The 15358-nt window shown below is 49.5% G+C and carries 11 protein-coding genes and 1 pseudogene; 6 read left to right on the top strand and 6 right to left on the bottom strand.

Annotation, left to right across the window (positions count from 1 at the left end):
* Positions 1-70: 70 nt before the first annotated feature.
* From dxs to EAO37_RS03640, 5 genes are read right to left on the bottom strand one after another with little or no spacing between them, the layout of a single operon-like run.
* A complete protein-coding gene (gene dxs / locus EAO37_RS03660; RefSeq protein WP_120944280.1) occupies positions 71-1918 on the bottom strand; it encodes a 1-deoxy-D-xylulose-5-phosphate synthase in 1848 nt (615 codons plus the stop codon).
* 1 nt (position 1919) lies between these two features.
* Positions 1920-2711 (bottom strand): flagellar assembly protein FliH, encoded by a 792-nt coding sequence (gene fliH, locus EAO37_RS03655; RefSeq protein WP_120944282.1) that lies wholly within the window; start codon positions 2709-2711, stop codon positions 1920-1922.
* Positions 2704-3732 (bottom strand): flagellar motor switch protein FliG, encoded by a 1029-nt coding sequence (gene fliG, locus EAO37_RS03650; protein ID WP_120944284.1) that lies wholly within the window; start codon positions 3730-3732, stop codon positions 2704-2706. The genes fliH and fliG overlap by 8 nt, the downstream gene beginning before the upstream one ends.
* Complete coding sequence (gene fliF, locus EAO37_RS03645; RefSeq protein ID WP_120944286.1) at positions 3733-5436, bottom strand: flagellar basal-body MS-ring/collar protein FliF; 1704 nt, start codon at positions 5434-5436, stop codon at positions 3733-3735.
* Between the two features lie 12 nt (positions 5437-5448).
* The gene (locus EAO37_RS03640) at positions 5449-6102 is read right to left on the bottom strand and encodes a phosphatase PAP2 family protein (RefSeq protein ID WP_120951621.1); all 654 of its coding nucleotides are present in this window, start codon (positions 6100-6102) and stop codon (positions 5449-5451) included.
* A 199-nt stretch (positions 6103-6301) separates the two neighbouring features.
* Here EAO37_RS03640 and napA point away from each other — a divergent pair, with 199 nt between their 5' ends.
* From napA to EAO37_RS09560, 4 genes and pseudogenes are all read left to right on the top strand, one after another.
* Positions 6302-9118, top strand: coding sequence for a periplasmic nitrate reductase subunit alpha (napA, locus tag EAO37_RS03635; RefSeq protein ID WP_120951582.1), 2817 nt, complete (start codon positions 6302-6304; stop codon positions 9116-9118).
* 3 nt (positions 9119-9121) lie between these two features.
* Positions 9122-9762 (top strand): annotated as a pseudogene (gene napG / locus EAO37_RS03630) (ferredoxin-type protein NapG); the annotation flags it as partial.
* An 88-nt stretch (positions 9763-9850) separates the two neighbouring features.
* Entirely contained in the window at positions 9851-10663 is an 813-nt protein-coding gene (gene napH / locus EAO37_RS03625) for a quinol dehydrogenase ferredoxin subunit NapH (protein WP_120944292.1), read from the top strand.
* Complete coding sequence (locus EAO37_RS09560) at positions 10663-11427, top strand: hypothetical protein (protein WP_235852976.1); 765 nt, start codon at positions 10663-10665, stop codon at positions 11425-11427. The genes napH and EAO37_RS09560 overlap by 1 nt, the downstream gene beginning before the upstream one ends.
* Here EAO37_RS09560 and EAO37_RS03615 read toward each other — a convergent pair.
* Positions 11424-12692 (bottom strand): SEL1-like repeat protein, encoded by a 1269-nt coding sequence (locus EAO37_RS03615; protein ID WP_120951580.1) that lies wholly within the window; start codon positions 12690-12692, stop codon positions 11424-11426. The two genes, EAO37_RS09560 and EAO37_RS03615, sit on opposite strands and share 4 nt — an antisense overlap.
* 84 nt (positions 12693-12776) lie before the next feature.
* Between EAO37_RS03615 and EAO37_RS03610 the strand changes: the two genes are divergently transcribed.
* Positions 12777-13337, top strand: a complete 561-nt coding sequence (locus tag EAO37_RS03610; RefSeq protein ID WP_120944296.1) for a YceI family protein — start codon at positions 12777-12779, stop codon at positions 13335-13337.
* 12 nt (positions 13338-13349) lie between these two features.
* Positions 13350-15329, top strand: coding sequence for an ATP-dependent helicase (locus EAO37_RS03605; RefSeq protein ID WP_120944298.1), 1980 nt, complete (start codon positions 13350-13352; stop codon positions 15327-15329).
* Positions 15330-15358: the final 29 nt, after the last annotated feature.

Below are 15358 nucleotides of genomic sequence, written 5' to 3'. Positions count from 1 at the left end.
GCGCATGTTAGCTAATTTTCTCTTAACGCGCGCCATTGACAACACCCTAAAAAGATCGCCACAAAACGCTTTAAATGCTTAAATCCTCTAACACTCTTTGGGCTAGGCTGGGGGGGTCTAGCTTTAAACTTTTCTCCACTAAAGCCGTGTTGCCATGCCTGATGAAGAGATCGGGCAGTTCAAAACTCTTGAGTTTGGGAGAGTGATCTATTTGCGCTAGGTATTCTAATAGTGCGCTCCCCACCCCATTGATCTGGTAGGAATCGCTAAAGACATAAATGCGCGCATAGCGGGGTAAAATGTCTTTTAAGTGGGTGTCTAGGGGTTTTAAAAAGCATAAATCCAAGAGCGCGATTTGTAAATCCTTAAGAATCTCCAGGGTTTGGTAAGCCCGCCCCACCCCATTGCCATAGCCCACAAAGAGCACCTCCTGCCCTTCTTTTAATAGCACGCTCTTGGCATGCTCATAGGGCACAGCTTCAAATACCCCCTCAGGCAATAGCCACCCCCCCCGTGGGTATCTAAAGGCGCAGGGTCCGCTGGCATGATCTCGAGCAAAGGCGATCGCCTGCTTCAAAGTGGCGTTATCTCTAGGGGCTAGCAAGGTCATATTAGGGATGGGGCGCAAATAGGCGATGTCTAGCAAACCTTGATGGGTTTCCCCATCTTCGCCCACAATCCCGGCTCGATCGATGGCAAATTTCACAGGTAAAGTCATGATCGCTGTGTCATGCACAATCTGATCAAAGGCGCGCTGTAAAAAGGTGGAGTAAACACTCACGAAAGGTTTAAATCCCTCCTTAGCTAGAGCAGCCATGGAGGTTACCGCGTGCTGTTCGGCGATCCCCACATCCCAAAAGCGATCCGGATAGGCTTCAATGAGCTTACCTAACCCCGTGCCCCCGGGCATCGCCGCGGTTACACCCACGATTTTAACATCCTTAGTAGCGTAGTCTAAGAGGGTTTGGGAGTAGACCTCTGTGGGGCTTAGGGGTTTGTTGCGATCTTTAGCGCTTGTAGGTAAACCAGTGGCTAGATCAAAGGGTCCCACGCCATGCCATTTTTCATAAGGTCCTTCGGCAATCTTGTAGCCCTTGCCCTTAGTGGTTTGGGCGTGGATTAACAAGGGTCCCTTGGTTTCTTTAGCCAATTTAAGGGCTTGGATAATGGCTTCTATGTCATGCCCATCTATGGGACCCATGTAGCTAATCCCCAACTCCTCAAATAAAATCCCGGGGGTGATGAGTTTGAAAGATTCTTCAAAGCGGTTTGCCAAATAGCTCACCCCCTCAGGCATGGATTTTAAAATCGCCTTGATCTTATCGCGCAGGGACTGGTAAAGAGGTCCTGCCATAAGTTGGGATAGGGCATTGCTGATCGCCCCAATGGGCTTGGCAATGCTCATTTCATTGTCGTTGAGTAAAATCACTAGGGGGTATTTGCGATCCCCCAATTCGTTCAAGGCTTCATAAGCCAAGCCCGCGCTCAAACTCCCATCCCCCACCACTGCTACAGGCACATCGCCAATCCCTTTAAGCGCGTAGGCTTTAGCCACCCCCACCCCCACAGAGAGTGCCGTCGAGCTATGTCCGGCTACAAAGTAGTCATAAACCGACTCGCTAGGGCAACAAAACCCGCTCAAGCCACCAAGCTGGCGCAGGGTGCAAAAGGTTTCAAAACGCCCTGTTAAGAGTTTGTGCGCGTAGGCTTGGTGGCTGGTGTCAAAGATCAAGGGATGCTTATTCTTATCAAAGACACTGTGCAAACCCACGATCAACTCAATAGCCCCTAAAGACGAGCTCAAATGCCCACCCTTAGCGCTCACAACCTCCAAAATCCTTTCTCTTAGTAGCGCGCAAACTTTCTGTAAATGCGCGCTTGTCTGCCCGTAAACTTCCAACTCCCTGAGCGCTTCCATCTTATACCTTCAAATTGTCTAAGACACTCTCTTTGAGATTCTTGTAACGGGACATCAAACTCCCATCAATATTGCCATGGCTACTACTGATTAACACCCCACCCTTAGCGATGGCATCATTGGGTTCTAGCTTGATTTTAGGCATGTCTTTGAGGTGTTGGGATAAAAAGGGGTAGTCTAGGGTATTGACTTTCACGCAAATGTCAGTCGCGTCCATGATATTTTGCAAGAGTTGTTTAGCTAGGGCTAGAGCGACTTCTTGGCTCTTTTCCTCTACTTCTTTGATAATGACTTCTTTAGCGATCTCCACAGCGATGCTACTGAGCTCCTTTTCTAAGGTTTCTAAATGGGCTTGGGATTGTTGCATCTGCTGGTCGATCGCGCTTAGAGATTGCAAGAGATGCTTTTTTTCTGCATCCACGCTCGCGCTCAGATCGTTGCGGGCTTTTTCCTCACCCTCTTTAAAGCCCAATTTATAGCTATCCTCGCGGGCTTGTTGCAAAAGGGTTTGGTTTTCTTCTTGGCTTTTTTCAAATTGCATTTGCAACTTAGCCAAGTGGCTAGAGAGCTCATCGGTCTTTTTCAATAAGCATTCGATCAATTCGTTTTCTAGCTGGATCGAACGGGTCAAGACAGGTTCGGGGGGTTCAGGCTGGGGGGCGCGTTGGGGGGCAGGCTTTTCAGGTTCGGGCTCAGGGGCTAAATCGGCGATGGACTTGAATTCATAGCGCGCGATGGTGTGCTTGCTAAGATCGTCCTTAGCGATCAAATTCTCTTCGCCAAAATTATTCAACGATGTCTTCCTCACCGCCCATTTGGATCACGCCTTTTTCGGCTAAGGATTGCACGATCTCAATGATCTTACGCTGGGCGGATTCCACATCCTTGATTTTAACCGCGCCCAAATAAGCCATCTCTTCGATGAATTGTTCGCTAGCCCGGCTACTCATGTTGCTTAGGAATTTGGCTTTGAGCTCCTCCGTAGAGGTTTTGAGCGCTAAGGTGAGGTCTTTTTTGTCGGCAACCTTGAGGATTTCACGGATCGCAAAATTATCCAAGCCAGAGATGTCTTCAAAAGTAAACATCATCTCTTTGATGTCATTAGCCAATTTGGCATCAATGTTTTCAATGCGCGCTAGAGTGGTTTTAGCCGCTTTTTGCCCCAATCTGTTGAAAATTTCAGCCACCGCGCGCAAACCTCCCACCTCCACTTTGTAGCTAGTGAGGGCTTCTAATTTGTTCTCTAACACTGTGGAAACGCGTTTGACCACTTGGGGGGAAATATCCCCCAAACTCGCCATTCTAATGCTCACCTCCGCTTTCATGTCATCAGGGAAGAAACTCAAGGTTTCAGCCGCATTGGGGGATTCCATGTGGGCTAGAATCAAGGCGATGGTCTGAGGGTGTTCGTTGATGATGAAGTCGGCAAGCTGTTGGGGCTTAATACGCCCCAAGTAGGCGAAATTCTTTTGGGTTTGTAAAGAACGGCTGAGTTTTTCTAAAATCACCTTGGCTTGCTCGGGACCCAAGGCTTTGACTAAGAGCTCACGCGCGTATTCCAACCCCCCGCTATTGATGTATTGGTTAGATTGCAAGATCGCAAAAAATTCCTCGAGCACCGCCGCCCCCACAGCCTTATCCGTCCCGTCTAATTGCACGATCTGCTTGCTAATCTCGGTGATCGAATCCACATCTAAATGGCGCAAAATGCCCGCTGTGGCTTCCTCCCCCACTTGCATGAGTAAGATCGCCAACTTTTCAGACATGGTAAATTCGTCTAGTTGGGTTTTTTGTCTAGGAGTTAGCTTTGCCATCTAGTTTCCTTTCGTGCTCGTGATCGCCACCTCATCCTTGATGAGTAATTTAAACAAAGAAGCCACCTCTTCAGGTTTTTCCTTGAGTGCACCCCGCACCCTCTCTAGCATAATATCATACTTCACATCTTCTTCATCAAAGCTCGCGCTCAAGCCCAATTGATCTTCCACCTTTTTACGCATTTCTCCAAACCGATCCACTTCCTCATCATCGTCCTCATCTACGGCAAAAAGCGATTGCACTTGTTCCTCCTCATCGGGGTGGATTTCTAGCATGCGCTGGCTGAAAGGGGTGATGACTTTCTTGTAAAACACATAGAGCACCAAAGCGATGATGAGGTATTTAAAGAGTGAAGAGAAAGGTCCTAAATAGCGTTCGGCGGTGTGGACGAATTTCTCATAAGCGGTCATAGGCAAGTACTTGGTGGCTTTGGCGTTAAATTCAAAATTGCTCACCGCCACCGCATCGCCACGATTTTGGTTATAGCCTATGGCTTGCTTGACTAGCGCGTTGATCTTGTCCATCTCCTCTGCGCTCAAGGGGATATACTCAATGCTTTCTACCCCATCTTTATCCACCTTCTTGTAACGCCCATCTACCACCACCGCCGCGTTCAAGCGCGTCAACACCCCAAATTCTCCCTTGATCTCGCTAATCGTCTTGCCAACCTCGTAATTAGTGGTGTTGGTGGATTTTTCGTATTTCTCTCTGAGCTGATCGTTAGCCAAACCCTGAACAGGTCCGATATTGCTCACCACCCCGGGCACCCCCCCCACTTGCTTTTTAGGGTAGCCCTCCCTTTTTTCCTCCATGTTCTGTTCGCTACGCACGACATTGTTAGGATCAAAGGTTTCTTTGGTGCTTTTCTTTTGGCTAAAGTCAAATTCCGCGCTCACCTTAGCCACCACCTTATCGCGCCCCCCCACAATGGGTGTAAGGATATTGGTGATCTTGTTTTCTAATAGGTTTTCAAAATTCTGTTTGTAGTGTAATTGGGCTTGGGCTAACTCACGCGTGCTGTCCAATTCATTATCCTCGCCCAAAGGTTCGCCATTTTCATTGACTAATTTGACATTTTCCGGAGTGAGTTTAGGCACGGACGCGGCAATCAAGTTCTTGATCCCCACAATCTGTTTGGGCAATAAACGCATGTTGGGCTTGATTTTGAGCATCACCGAGGCACTAGGGGGGATCTCCTTACTCACAAAGACGCTATCTTTAGGGATGGCAATGTGCACATCAGCCCTATCTATAGGCGTGAGGCTTTCAATAGTGCGACTCAACTCTCCCTCAGTGGCGCGCACATACTTGATATTTTGATCAAAATCAGTCGCCCCAAAATCCTTGGTGTCAAAGATTTCATAACCCACCTTGCTGGTTTTAGGAATCCCTTGAGAGGCTAGGGCGATTCGTTCCTCATAAATGCGATCTTTGGGGATGAGGATTGTATCGTCTTTGGGAATCTTGTAGGGGATTTGCTTTTGTTGCAAATACTGCAACACCAACGCGTTATCGCTATTGTCCATGCCCTCAAAGAGCACCCCATAGTCTGAAAGCGCGTCTTTGCCCCGTGTGGGGTAGACAAGCAAGAAGATCAAAAAAGCCACCACCAGCACAAAAGCACTCACAATGGTGATCTTTTGGGCTTTATTGAGCCTTGAAAAGAGATCTATGATCTGTTGGAATAAACCTTTAAAATCCACGCGCTACCCCACTCATCTAGGATTTTTCAGCCATCCCACATACAGCCCCATAGACCAACAAGCCCACGCCATGCCCATCAAAAACCCCCCCAACACATCGCTAGGGTAATGCACCCCTAAATACACTCTTGTATACATCATCAGCCAAATCCACAACAATAAAATCAACCCCCAAGCCCACTTAGTGCGCGCAGGGCTAGAACCCATACACACCAGCACCAACAATGAGCCATAAAACAAACTCGCCGCTAAGGCATGCCCGCTAGGGTAGCTAAAGCCATGCGCCAAAGCCACCTCCCCATTCGTGCTAGGTCTAGGGCGCGCGATCCACAATTTCAAAGCCTTTAGCGCGCTCTCGCCCAACACAATGCTCAAGAAAAACCCCAAGCCCAACACCTTATTTTTTTTGACAAAAATATAAAAAAACCCCACCAACGCGGCTAGGCTTAGAGTGAACTTAGACTTGGCAAAAAAAGTTATGGTGTCCACGAACTTGACATAAGAGCTTTGCGCTACAGGAATGGGGTAGGCGCGCGTCCAAGCGATCACCACTTGGTCCAAATGCCCCACCCACTCTTGGTGTGTTTTGACACAAAACACCTCTAGGGCAAACAACACCCACAGCACACCCCCCAATAGCCATATAAAACCCACCCATCTACGCATGGTAGGCGATACTCTAGGCGCGTTACTCACCAGATGCTTATAGGGACTCCCCATTGACTTTGCTCCATTGATATTGTAAGCCCAACAATGCGCCAATGATAGCCAAAAAATGATAAAAAGTAAGCATAAATAGCCTATGGTTACCTACCTTAACGGATTTTAGAATATAATAACCCAAATCCACATTAAGGAGATCCTCATGGCAAATCAGCCCTATGATGACGCACAAGACACCACTAGACGCGAATTTTTAAAATCCGTAGCGATCACTTCAGCCTTAGGTAGCGCAGGGCTACTCACCCCCCCAAGTCTAGCCGCTAAAGCCCAGCACGCCCAAGCGGATTGGAAATGGGACAAGGCGGTGTGTCGTTTCTGTGGCACGGGTTGTGGGATCATGGTTGCCACCAAAGACGACAAAATTGTCGCCACAAAGGGCGATCCACTCGCCCCTGTCAACCGGGGTTTGAACTGCATCAAAGGCTACTTCAACGCCAAGATCATGTATGGGGCGGATCGTTTGGTGCAACCCTTGCTCAGAGTCAATGAACGAGGAGAATTTGACAAAAAGGGCAAGTTCCAGCAGGTCTCTTGGCAAAGAGCCTTTGATGAAATGGAAAAGCAATTCAAAAAGTATTACCAAGAGCTAGGCGTAACCGGGGTGGGGATTTTTGGGAGCGGGCAATACACGATCCAAGAGGGTTATGCAGCCAGCAAACTCATCAAAGCCGGCTTTAGGAGCAATAATATCGATCCCAACGCGCGCCATTGCATGGCTAGTGCGGTGGCTGGTTTTATGCAAACCTTTGGGATTGATGAGCCTAGCGGGTGTTATGACGATATAGAGGCTACGGACACCATCATCACTTGGGGGGCTAATATGGCTGAAATGCACCCCATTTTATGGTCTAGGGTGAGCGATCACAAATTGAATAATCCAGACAAGGTCAAAGTGGTCAACCTCACCACCTTTTCCAACCGCACCTCTAGCGTGGCAGATATGGAAATCATCTTCACCCCCAACACCGATCTAGCCATTTGGAATTACATCGCTAGAGAGATCGTCTACAACCACCCTGAGGCTATCGATCGCGACTTCATTGACAAGCACATCGTTTTTGCCACCGGGTATGCCGATATTGGCTATGGCATGCGCGAAGATCCCAGCCACCATGGCTTTAGACCCAGCGAAAAGGACACAGTCGCCAAACAGCGCGCCATCACTTTGGACGCGCAAGAAGCCACCGCGCTCAAGCACTTAGGGCTTAAGGCCGGTGATGTCTTAAAAATGCAACACAGCCACCAAGCGGGCAAACACTGGGAGATCACCTTCGCCCAATTCAAACAAGCCCTAGAACCCTACACTTTAGAGTATGTGGCGCAGGTAGCTAAGGGCGATGCGCACGAATCCCTAGAGAGTTTCAAACACAAATTGCAAAAACTTGCCAAACTTTACATAGAAAAGGATCGCAAGGTGGTGAGTTTTTGGACAATGGGCTTTAACCAACACACCAGAGGCTCATGGGTCAACGAACAGGCTTATATGGTGCATTTTTTACTAGGCAAGCAAGCCAAACCCGGAAGTGGGGCGTTTTCTCTCACCGGGCAACCTAGCGCGTGCGGAACAGCTAGAGAGGTGGGCACTTTTGCCCACCGCCTGCCTGCTGACATGGTGGTTACCAACCCTCAACATGTCAAAATTGCCGAGAAACTTTGGCATGTGCCCCATGGCACTATCAACCCCAAACCCGGCTACCACTTCGTGGCAATGATGCGCGCGCTAGAAGATGGCAAGGTCAAGTTCATTTGGGTGCAAGTGAATAACCCTTGGCAAAACACCGCCAATGCCAACCACTGGATCAAAGCCGCTAGAGAGATGGATAACTTTATCGTGGTGAGCGATTGCTATCCGGGTATTAGCGCTAAAGTGGCGGATTTGATCTTGCCCAGCGCGATGATTTATGAAAAATGGGGAGCTTATGGGAATGCTGAGCGGCGATCCCAGCACTGGAAACAACAAGTAACCCCTGTGGGGCATGCCATGAGCGACACTTGGCAGATCTTTGAATTTGCCAAACGCTTCAAGCTCAAAGATGTGTGGAAGGAACAAAGAGTCGATGACAAACTCACTCTGCCCAATGTGCTAGATCAAGCGCGCAAAATGGGCTATAAAGACAGCGACACCCTCTATGAGGTGTTGTTTGCCAATAGACATGCCAAACGCTATAAAAGCACTGATCCTATTGCCAAAGGCGCGCCCAATTCAGACATGTGGGGGGACAAGCGCGAGGTGGTGGGTAGCGATGGCAAAGTCTTTAAAGGTTATGGTTTCTTTTTGCAAAAATACCTCTGGGAGGAATACCGCAAATTTGGTATCGGGCATGGGCATGACTTGGCGTATTTTGATGATTACCACCATGTCAGGGGCTTGAGATGGCCTGTTGTCAATGGCAAAGAAACCCGCTGGCGTTTCAACACGCGTTACGACCATTACGCCAAAAAAGCCGCTCCTGATAGCGATTTTGCCTTTTATGGCAAGGCGATGAAGACGCTTGTCAGCGGGGATCTCAAAGCCCCCACCACCACCACGCCCAAGAGTCTAGAAAACAAGGCGAAGATTTTCTTTAGACCCTTTATGAAAGCCCCTGAACGCCCCGATCGAGATTACCCTTTCTGGCTAGCCACCGGGCGGGTGTTAGAGCACTGGCATAGCGGGACGATGACGATGCGCGTGCCTGAACTCTTTAGGGCGGTGCCTGAAGCTCTCTGCTACATGCATGAAAAAGACGGGGAGAAGTTGGGCGTAAACCAAGGCGATGCGGTGTGGATCGAGTCGCGCCGGGGCAAAGTCAAGGCGCGCGTGGATATGCGCGGGCGCAACACCCCCCCTGTGGGGTTAGTCTATGTGCCTTGGTTTGATGAAAATGTCTTCATCAATAAGGTTTGCCTAGATGCCACCTGCCCTATTTCCAAGCAGACCGACTACAAAAAGTGCGCGGTGAAGATCACCAAAGTTTAGGGCATGCAACGGCGCGCTTTTTTGCAAAAGGCGATCGGGGGGGCGTGTTTGTGCGCGGGGGGTGGGTTTTTCTTAGCCACCTTGCTCAAAGCTAAACGCGCCTACGCCCTTAGACCCCGGGGGCGCAAGATGAGGCGCGTTTTTTAGGCGCGTGCGTGCGTTGCGGGCTATGTGTGCGTGCCTGCCCTTATGACACGCTCAAATTAGCCAGCTTGCTAGACTCTCCTAAAGTGGGCACTCCTTTTTTCCAAGCGCGCCAAGTGCCCTGCTATCTCTGCCCAGATATTCCCTGTATTAAAGCCTGCCCCACAGACGCGCTAGATCACAAACACCTCAAACCCGATCAGGGCATAACTTCTCTCAAAATGGGGATCGCGGTGGTGGATTCACATTCTTGTGTGGCGTTTTGGGGGGTGCGTTGCGATGTGTGTTACCGGGTGTGTCCCTTGATGGACAAGGCGATCAAACTAGAACTCAAACACGATGATCGCACCAATAAACACGCCTACATGTTGCCCGTGGTGGAGCCTAGCGTGTGTGTGGGCTGTGGGTTGTGCGAGCGCGCGTGCATCACTCAAGAACCCGCCATTAGAGTGTTGCCCAGCGCGTTTGTGAGTGGCAAAGCTGATTCGCACTATCTCAAAATGGGCGCGCCCCTCCTGCTAGCCCCTCTACCCCACAAACTCCCCATAAGGACAACCCGATGGACTATCTCAACCAAGGCGATCTCTAATGCGCTATCTTGTGTCTAGGCGTATAGCCCAAGCGGGGATTTTGGCTCTGTTTGCATGGAGTGGGGCGCATGCGTTTTTAAGAGGCAATTTGAGCGCGTCCGTGCTCTTGGATCATGTGCCCTTGAGCGATCCTTTTGCGGTGCTACAGGTTTACTTGGCTAGCTTAACTTGGAGTGGGGAAGCCCTGCTAGGCGCGCTCATCATTTTAGGAGTCTATGGCTTATTTTTGGGGCGCGCCTTTTGCGCGTGGGTGTGCCCGATTAATCCCATCGTGGATGGCGCGGCATGGGTGCGCCACAAGCTCCGCCTCACGCGCGCCTATTTGCAGATGCCTAAAGCCACGCGCTATGTCTTGCTGGCTTTGAGCTTGATCCTCTCCTTTGTTTTGTCCCTGCCCGCCTTTGAGAGTGTGTCTTATATTGGGATCGTGCAAAGAGGGATCATCTTTGGCACTAGCGCGTGGGTGGGGGTGGCTTTATGGCTCTTTTGTGTGGATAGCTTGGTGGGGGATAAGCTCATCTGCGCGCATTTATGCCCTTTGGGAGCGTTTTACGCGCTAGTGGGGCGTTACGCGCTTTTAAAAGTGCAACACCACGCCACGCGTTGCACGCGCTGTAACCTGTGCTTTGAGGTGTGCCCGGAAGTGCAGGTGTTATGGATGGTGGGTTTAAAGAGCGCGGCTGTCAATTCTGGAGAGTGCACGCGCTGTGGGCGTTGCATTGAGGTGTGTGCCGATGACGCGCTTGGCTTTAGTCTCTTGGATATTAAGGGGAGTTTTGGCGCAGGACAAATTAAAGATAAAGGATTGTGATGTGGTGTTTAGGCATTGAGAATAAGGATAATGGGGGTATGGACGCGCTTGAGGGAGTGCTATGCCGTTATGGGTTTTCTAAATTAATTGGGGGGGTGTATATCTTGCACCCCATCTACGCCAATGCCTTAGCCCAAATTTGCGCCTGCTTGCATGAGATCAAGACGAGCTATGAGGGCAGACTAGAGATCAGGAGCTTTAAGATCAGCGAATTGAGCGATTTAGGGGATTATTTGGGCGCGCCTAAGAGCGCACCTAGTAAGCCCAAGAGCGCCTATATTCCTCCAAAAAGCACCTACGATCACATCGGGGAGAAGACCATCGCGCTAGAACAAACCATTTTTAAAGATTACGATTCTAAAGACTTGGAAAACGCCTACTTTCTTTACACCGATGCGGGGATTAGAGAGGATGAAGTGATGTGCGGGTTTTGCCTCTATGTGTTTAAAGATGGGTATTTTGAAGAGATCAACCGCTACAAATGCCCCCTACACTCTAGCCTCAATGAGAGTTTTAGGGCTGAAAAACAAGCCATTGTAACAGGCATGAAACACCTGCAAGCCATGCTGAGAACCCATAGATTGGAGTCTGGCTACAAGCTCTTTGTCATCGGGGATAACCAAGCGGTGATCAACAATTACCGCTTGAAAAGTGAGGGTTTCGTGTTAGAATGCGATTTTACGGACATAGAATACAAATGGTGTCGGCGCAATGAAGACGGGTGCAATAAAGTCGTAGATGCCATTGTCAATTTGCGCGCCTAGTGGCATGCGCTTTTATAACCTAGCGCACAAGCTTTTTGGTAGTGTTGGTTGGCTTTTTGTAAGTCATAGGGGGCTCCTTGGGCGCGCCTATAAGCCTCCCCTATTTCGTAATAACTCTGCGCGTTCCCCATTTGCGCGCCCTTTTGGTAATACTCTAGGGCTAACTTGGCATCTTTATTGAGTAACCAGCCATTGTAATAGAGCCCATGTTGGTAAATAAAGCCCAGCTTGGCGTAAGCGCTTGCGTCCCCATTTTTACCCTCTTCTTGGTAAAGAGCGATGGCTTGTTGGTAGCGCGCGCTAATTTGCGATCTATCTTCGCTGACACCCTGAATCTTATGGCGCAAAATCAAGGTGGCTAAGTGGTAAGCCCCATCTGCGCTTTTCAAATCTGTAGCCTTCTGGTAATACTCAAAAGCCTTTGCGTAATCCTGTGCTACCCCCTGCCCTCTTTCATACATCTGTGCCAAGCGCAAAAACGCGCGTCCATCGCCTTGTTGTCCGGCCTCTAAATAGCACTTGATCGCCTCTTGGTAGTAGGCGCGCGCCTGCTGGTAATTTAAGGGCGCGCCCTTGCCTTCAAAATACATAGAACCTAGTTGTTGCCACGCGCGCCCATCGCCCTTTTTACCCGCTTTGTGGAGATACTCTAGGGCTTTTGGGTAATCCTGCGCTACGCCCTGTCCCTTAGCATACATCATCCCCAATCTAAAATCTCTAGCCTGTCCCATTTTGGCAGCTTTTTGGTAATACTCCAGAGCCTTGGGGTAATTTTGTTCCACCCCTTGGTTTTCATTGTAATACATGTCCGCTATGGCGTTAAACCCGCGCCCATCGCCTAATTTGGCGGCTTTTTCAAAGGCTTGCATCGCCTTGTTGAAGTCCAAAGCCACCCCCTGCCCCTTGGCATAACCCTCCCCTAGGCGCATGTAGTCCTGCGCTTGTGTGGGCGTAGTGGTTATGCTCTTGGGAGAGTGTGAAGGTTTTTGGGGTTCGTGTCTGAGCTCCATCGCTTTTTTAAAATACGCGCGCGCCTTTTGGGAATCTTGTTTCACCCCCGCCCCAATGAGATACATGTTTGCCAAACCTCTATACCCCTCTGCGCTCCCCAAATTTGCAGCCTCTTGATAATACTCTAGGGCTTTAGAATAGTGGCGATCTCTATAAGCCTTCTTAGCCTCAGCCAAATAGGCATCTACCCCCTCTAGCGCGCCTAATACGCCCACACCTAGCACAATACCCCCAATCCACAACGCCATACGCATTTTCGCTCCTCATTAAAAATCCTAACCTATTCTAGCATAAAGCATGTGCTATAATGATCGCCATTTTCTAAAAAGGAGTATGGTATGTTGTTGCGTCCTCTAATGGTTTTGTGTGTATTGAGCGCGCTCTTGATGGGAAAAACTTACCAAATTGACAAAGCCCATAGCCGGGTTGGTTTTAAGATCAAACATCTCAAAATTAGCTATGTGATGGGGGATTTCAAGGATTACAGCGCGTTAATTGACTTCGATCCAGCCAGCCACATCTTTAAAAAATTAGAAGCCACGATCAAAGCCACTTCTGTAGACACCAATAACAAAAACAGGGACGATCACCTGCGCTCTGATGACTTTTTCAAAACGGGCACACACCCTAATATCACCTTTGTGATGCAAAAGTATGAAAAAGTGGACAAGGAAAAGGGGCGCGTGGTGGGCGTGTTAAACATCGCTGGAGTGGCTAAAAAAGTGGTGCTAAAAAGCCAAATTGGGGGGGTAGCTAAGATCAATGGCACAGAAAAACTTGGGTTTTCTCTAAGCGGTCAGATCAAGCGATCGGATTTCAAATTCGCCCCTGACATGTCCACTCTCAAAATAGGCGATGTGGTGACTCTCAATATTGAAGTGGAAGCTGCCCAAAAATAACGAGGTTGGTTTTTGCAACTCAATGCCGAACAACAAGAAGCCCTGCAAGCCCCCTTGGGGTATAACTTGGTGATTGCCTCTGCGGGCACAGGCAAAACCTCCACCATCATAGGGCGCATCTTACACCTCTTAGAACAAGGGGTGCGCCCCCAAGAGATTTTGCTTTTGACTTTCACTAATAAAGCCAGCTTAGAGATGAAGGCGCGCTTGGCTAATTACACTCCGCATGCCCAATCAATCCAAGCGGGCACTTTCCACGCGATTGCTTATCGCCACCTCAAAGAGATTTACCCGCATTTGGGCTTGAAGCAACCCAAGGAATTAGCCCTCTTGCTTAAAGGTGTGTTAGAGAGCACCCCGGTCGCTCTTACAGAGCAACTCTATAGCCCCGGGCATCTCTACGATTTGTATTCTCTTTACACCAACGCGCAAAGCCCAGAGAGTTTTGGGGAGTGGTTGGGTGCGCGCGCGCCCAAGCAAGAACCCTACGCGCTGATCTATGAAGAGATTCTAGAGCGTTTCAACGCTCTGAAACAAGAACACCAATATGTGGATTACAACGATCTGCTCTTGCTCTACCGCCAAGACATCGCCCCCACCCAACGCTTTGTGGAAGTGCTCTGCGATGAATACCAAGACACAAACCCCCTGCAAGATTCCATCCTAGACGCGCTCAAGCCCCCTAGCCTCTTTTGTGTGGGCGATTACGATCAAAGTATTTACGCTTTCAATGGGGCGGACATTTCTATCATCGGCAATTTCACGCGCAAACACCCCCATGCGCGCGTCTTCACCCTCAAGAAAAATTACCGCTCCTCCCAAGCAATTTTAGAATTAGCCAGCCGGGTTATCGCCCACAACCCGCGCCTCTACCCCAAAAGCCTAGAAGTGCTCAAAACCACTAGCCCCTCCTTACCCACCCTGCTAGAATACGACGAATTATTAGCCCAATATCAAGGAATCGCGCGCCATATCGCGCGCAACAAGGGAGGGTGGGAGGAAGTGGCAGTGCTCTTTAGGAATAACGCGAGCGCAGATGGTTGTGAGGCATCTTTGCGCCAGCTGGGCATCCCTTCTAAACGCAAGGGGAGTTTGAGCTTCTTTGAGAGTAAGGAGGTCAAATTAGCCCTAGATGTGTGCGCATTTTTAAGCCACCCTAAGGACATGGTCGCCACGATAGAAATTTTTAACCACGCTCCGGGGGTGGGCGTGGCTTTGGCTAAGGAGTTTTACCATGCCTTGCAAACTTTGGGCGATGGGGATAGTTTAAAGGGCTTGCTCAACCCTAATGCCCAAAAGCCTTTCCAAAATCCCCAAATGGGCTTGTTTGCAGCGCAATTTAGCGCAGAAAATAGCGCGCGTTTTGATGTGCCTGTGGCTTTTAAAACCCATGCTCTCTTAAGCCACCCTAAGATCACTCCCCCCATAGCGCGTTTTTTGGGCGCGTTCTTTGATCTTTGTGGGCGCGCGCGCGCCTTTAAGCCTAGCCAAAGCATTGCCCACATTGCTGCGTCCATGTGGTGGGAAGAGATTGTAGAAAAGTTAAGTGCCCAACGCGTTAAGAATAAAGATGGGAGTGTGGATTCCCAGCGCGCCCAAGAGGCTAGGCTCAGGATTCAAGAAAAAATCGCTCTGCTAGAAAATTTAGCCAAACCCTACCACACCCTCAAGGACTTTATGAACGCGATGATCCTAGGGGCTAGAGAGGCTTCCAGCGGAGAGGGGGTGCATTTGCTCAGCGTGCATGCCAGCAAGGGGTTAGAATTTAAAGAAGTGTATGTGATCGACTTGATGCAGGGGCGTTTCCCCAACACCAAGCTAGCCAAACAGAGCGGGAGCTTGGAGGAGGAGAGGCGGTTATTCTATGTTGCCACCACGCGGGCTAAAGATCACCTCTATCTCTCCTATGCCAAGCAAGATAGACAAAGACGCATCGATTATGAGCCCTCTTGTTTTTTGCAAGAGGCCGGACTCATCGCGCCTAAATCTTAACGCCTAGTTAGAATAATTTCTATACAATG

Source organism: Helicobacter sp. L8 (genome assembly GCF_003660355.1).
In the GTDB taxonomy this organism is placed as follows: Bacteria; Campylobacterota; Campylobacteria; order Campylobacterales; family Helicobacteraceae; genus Helicobacter; species Helicobacter labacensis.
Note: the sequence above shows the minus strand (reverse complement) of the source record. Positions and strands in the feature narration are given on the sequence as shown.

Excerpts from the sequence above, each read along its gene's own strand:
- napA (WP_120951582.1), top strand. The coding sequence starts at position 6,302 with ATGGCAAATCAGCCCTATGATGACGCACAAGACACCACTAGACGCGAA.
- EAO37_RS03615 (WP_120951580.1), bottom strand. The coding sequence starts at position 12,692 with ATGCGTATGGCGTTGTGGATTGGGGGTATTGTGCTAGGTGTGGGCGTA.
- EAO37_RS09560 (WP_235852976.1), top strand. The coding sequence starts at position 10,663 with ATGTGGTGTTTAGGCATTGAGAATAAGGATAATGGGGGTATGGACGCG.
- EAO37_RS03610 (WP_120944296.1), top strand. The coding sequence starts at position 12,777 with ATGTTGTTGCGTCCTCTAATGGTTTTGTGTGTATTGAGCGCGCTCTTG.
- dxs (WP_120944280.1), bottom strand. The coding sequence starts at position 1,918 with ATGGAAGCGCTCAGGGAGTTGGAAGTTTACGGGCAGACAAGCGCGCAT.
- EAO37_RS03640 (WP_120951621.1), bottom strand. The coding sequence starts at position 6,102 with ATGCGTAGATGGGTGGGTTTTATATGGCTATTGGGGGGTGTGCTGTGG.
- napH (WP_120944292.1), top strand. The coding sequence starts at position 9,851 with ATGCGCTATCTTGTGTCTAGGCGTATAGCCCAAGCGGGGATTTTGGCT.
- fliG (WP_120944284.1), bottom strand. The coding sequence starts at position 3,732 with ATGGCAAAGCTAACTCCTAGACAAAAAACCCAACTAGACGAATTTACC.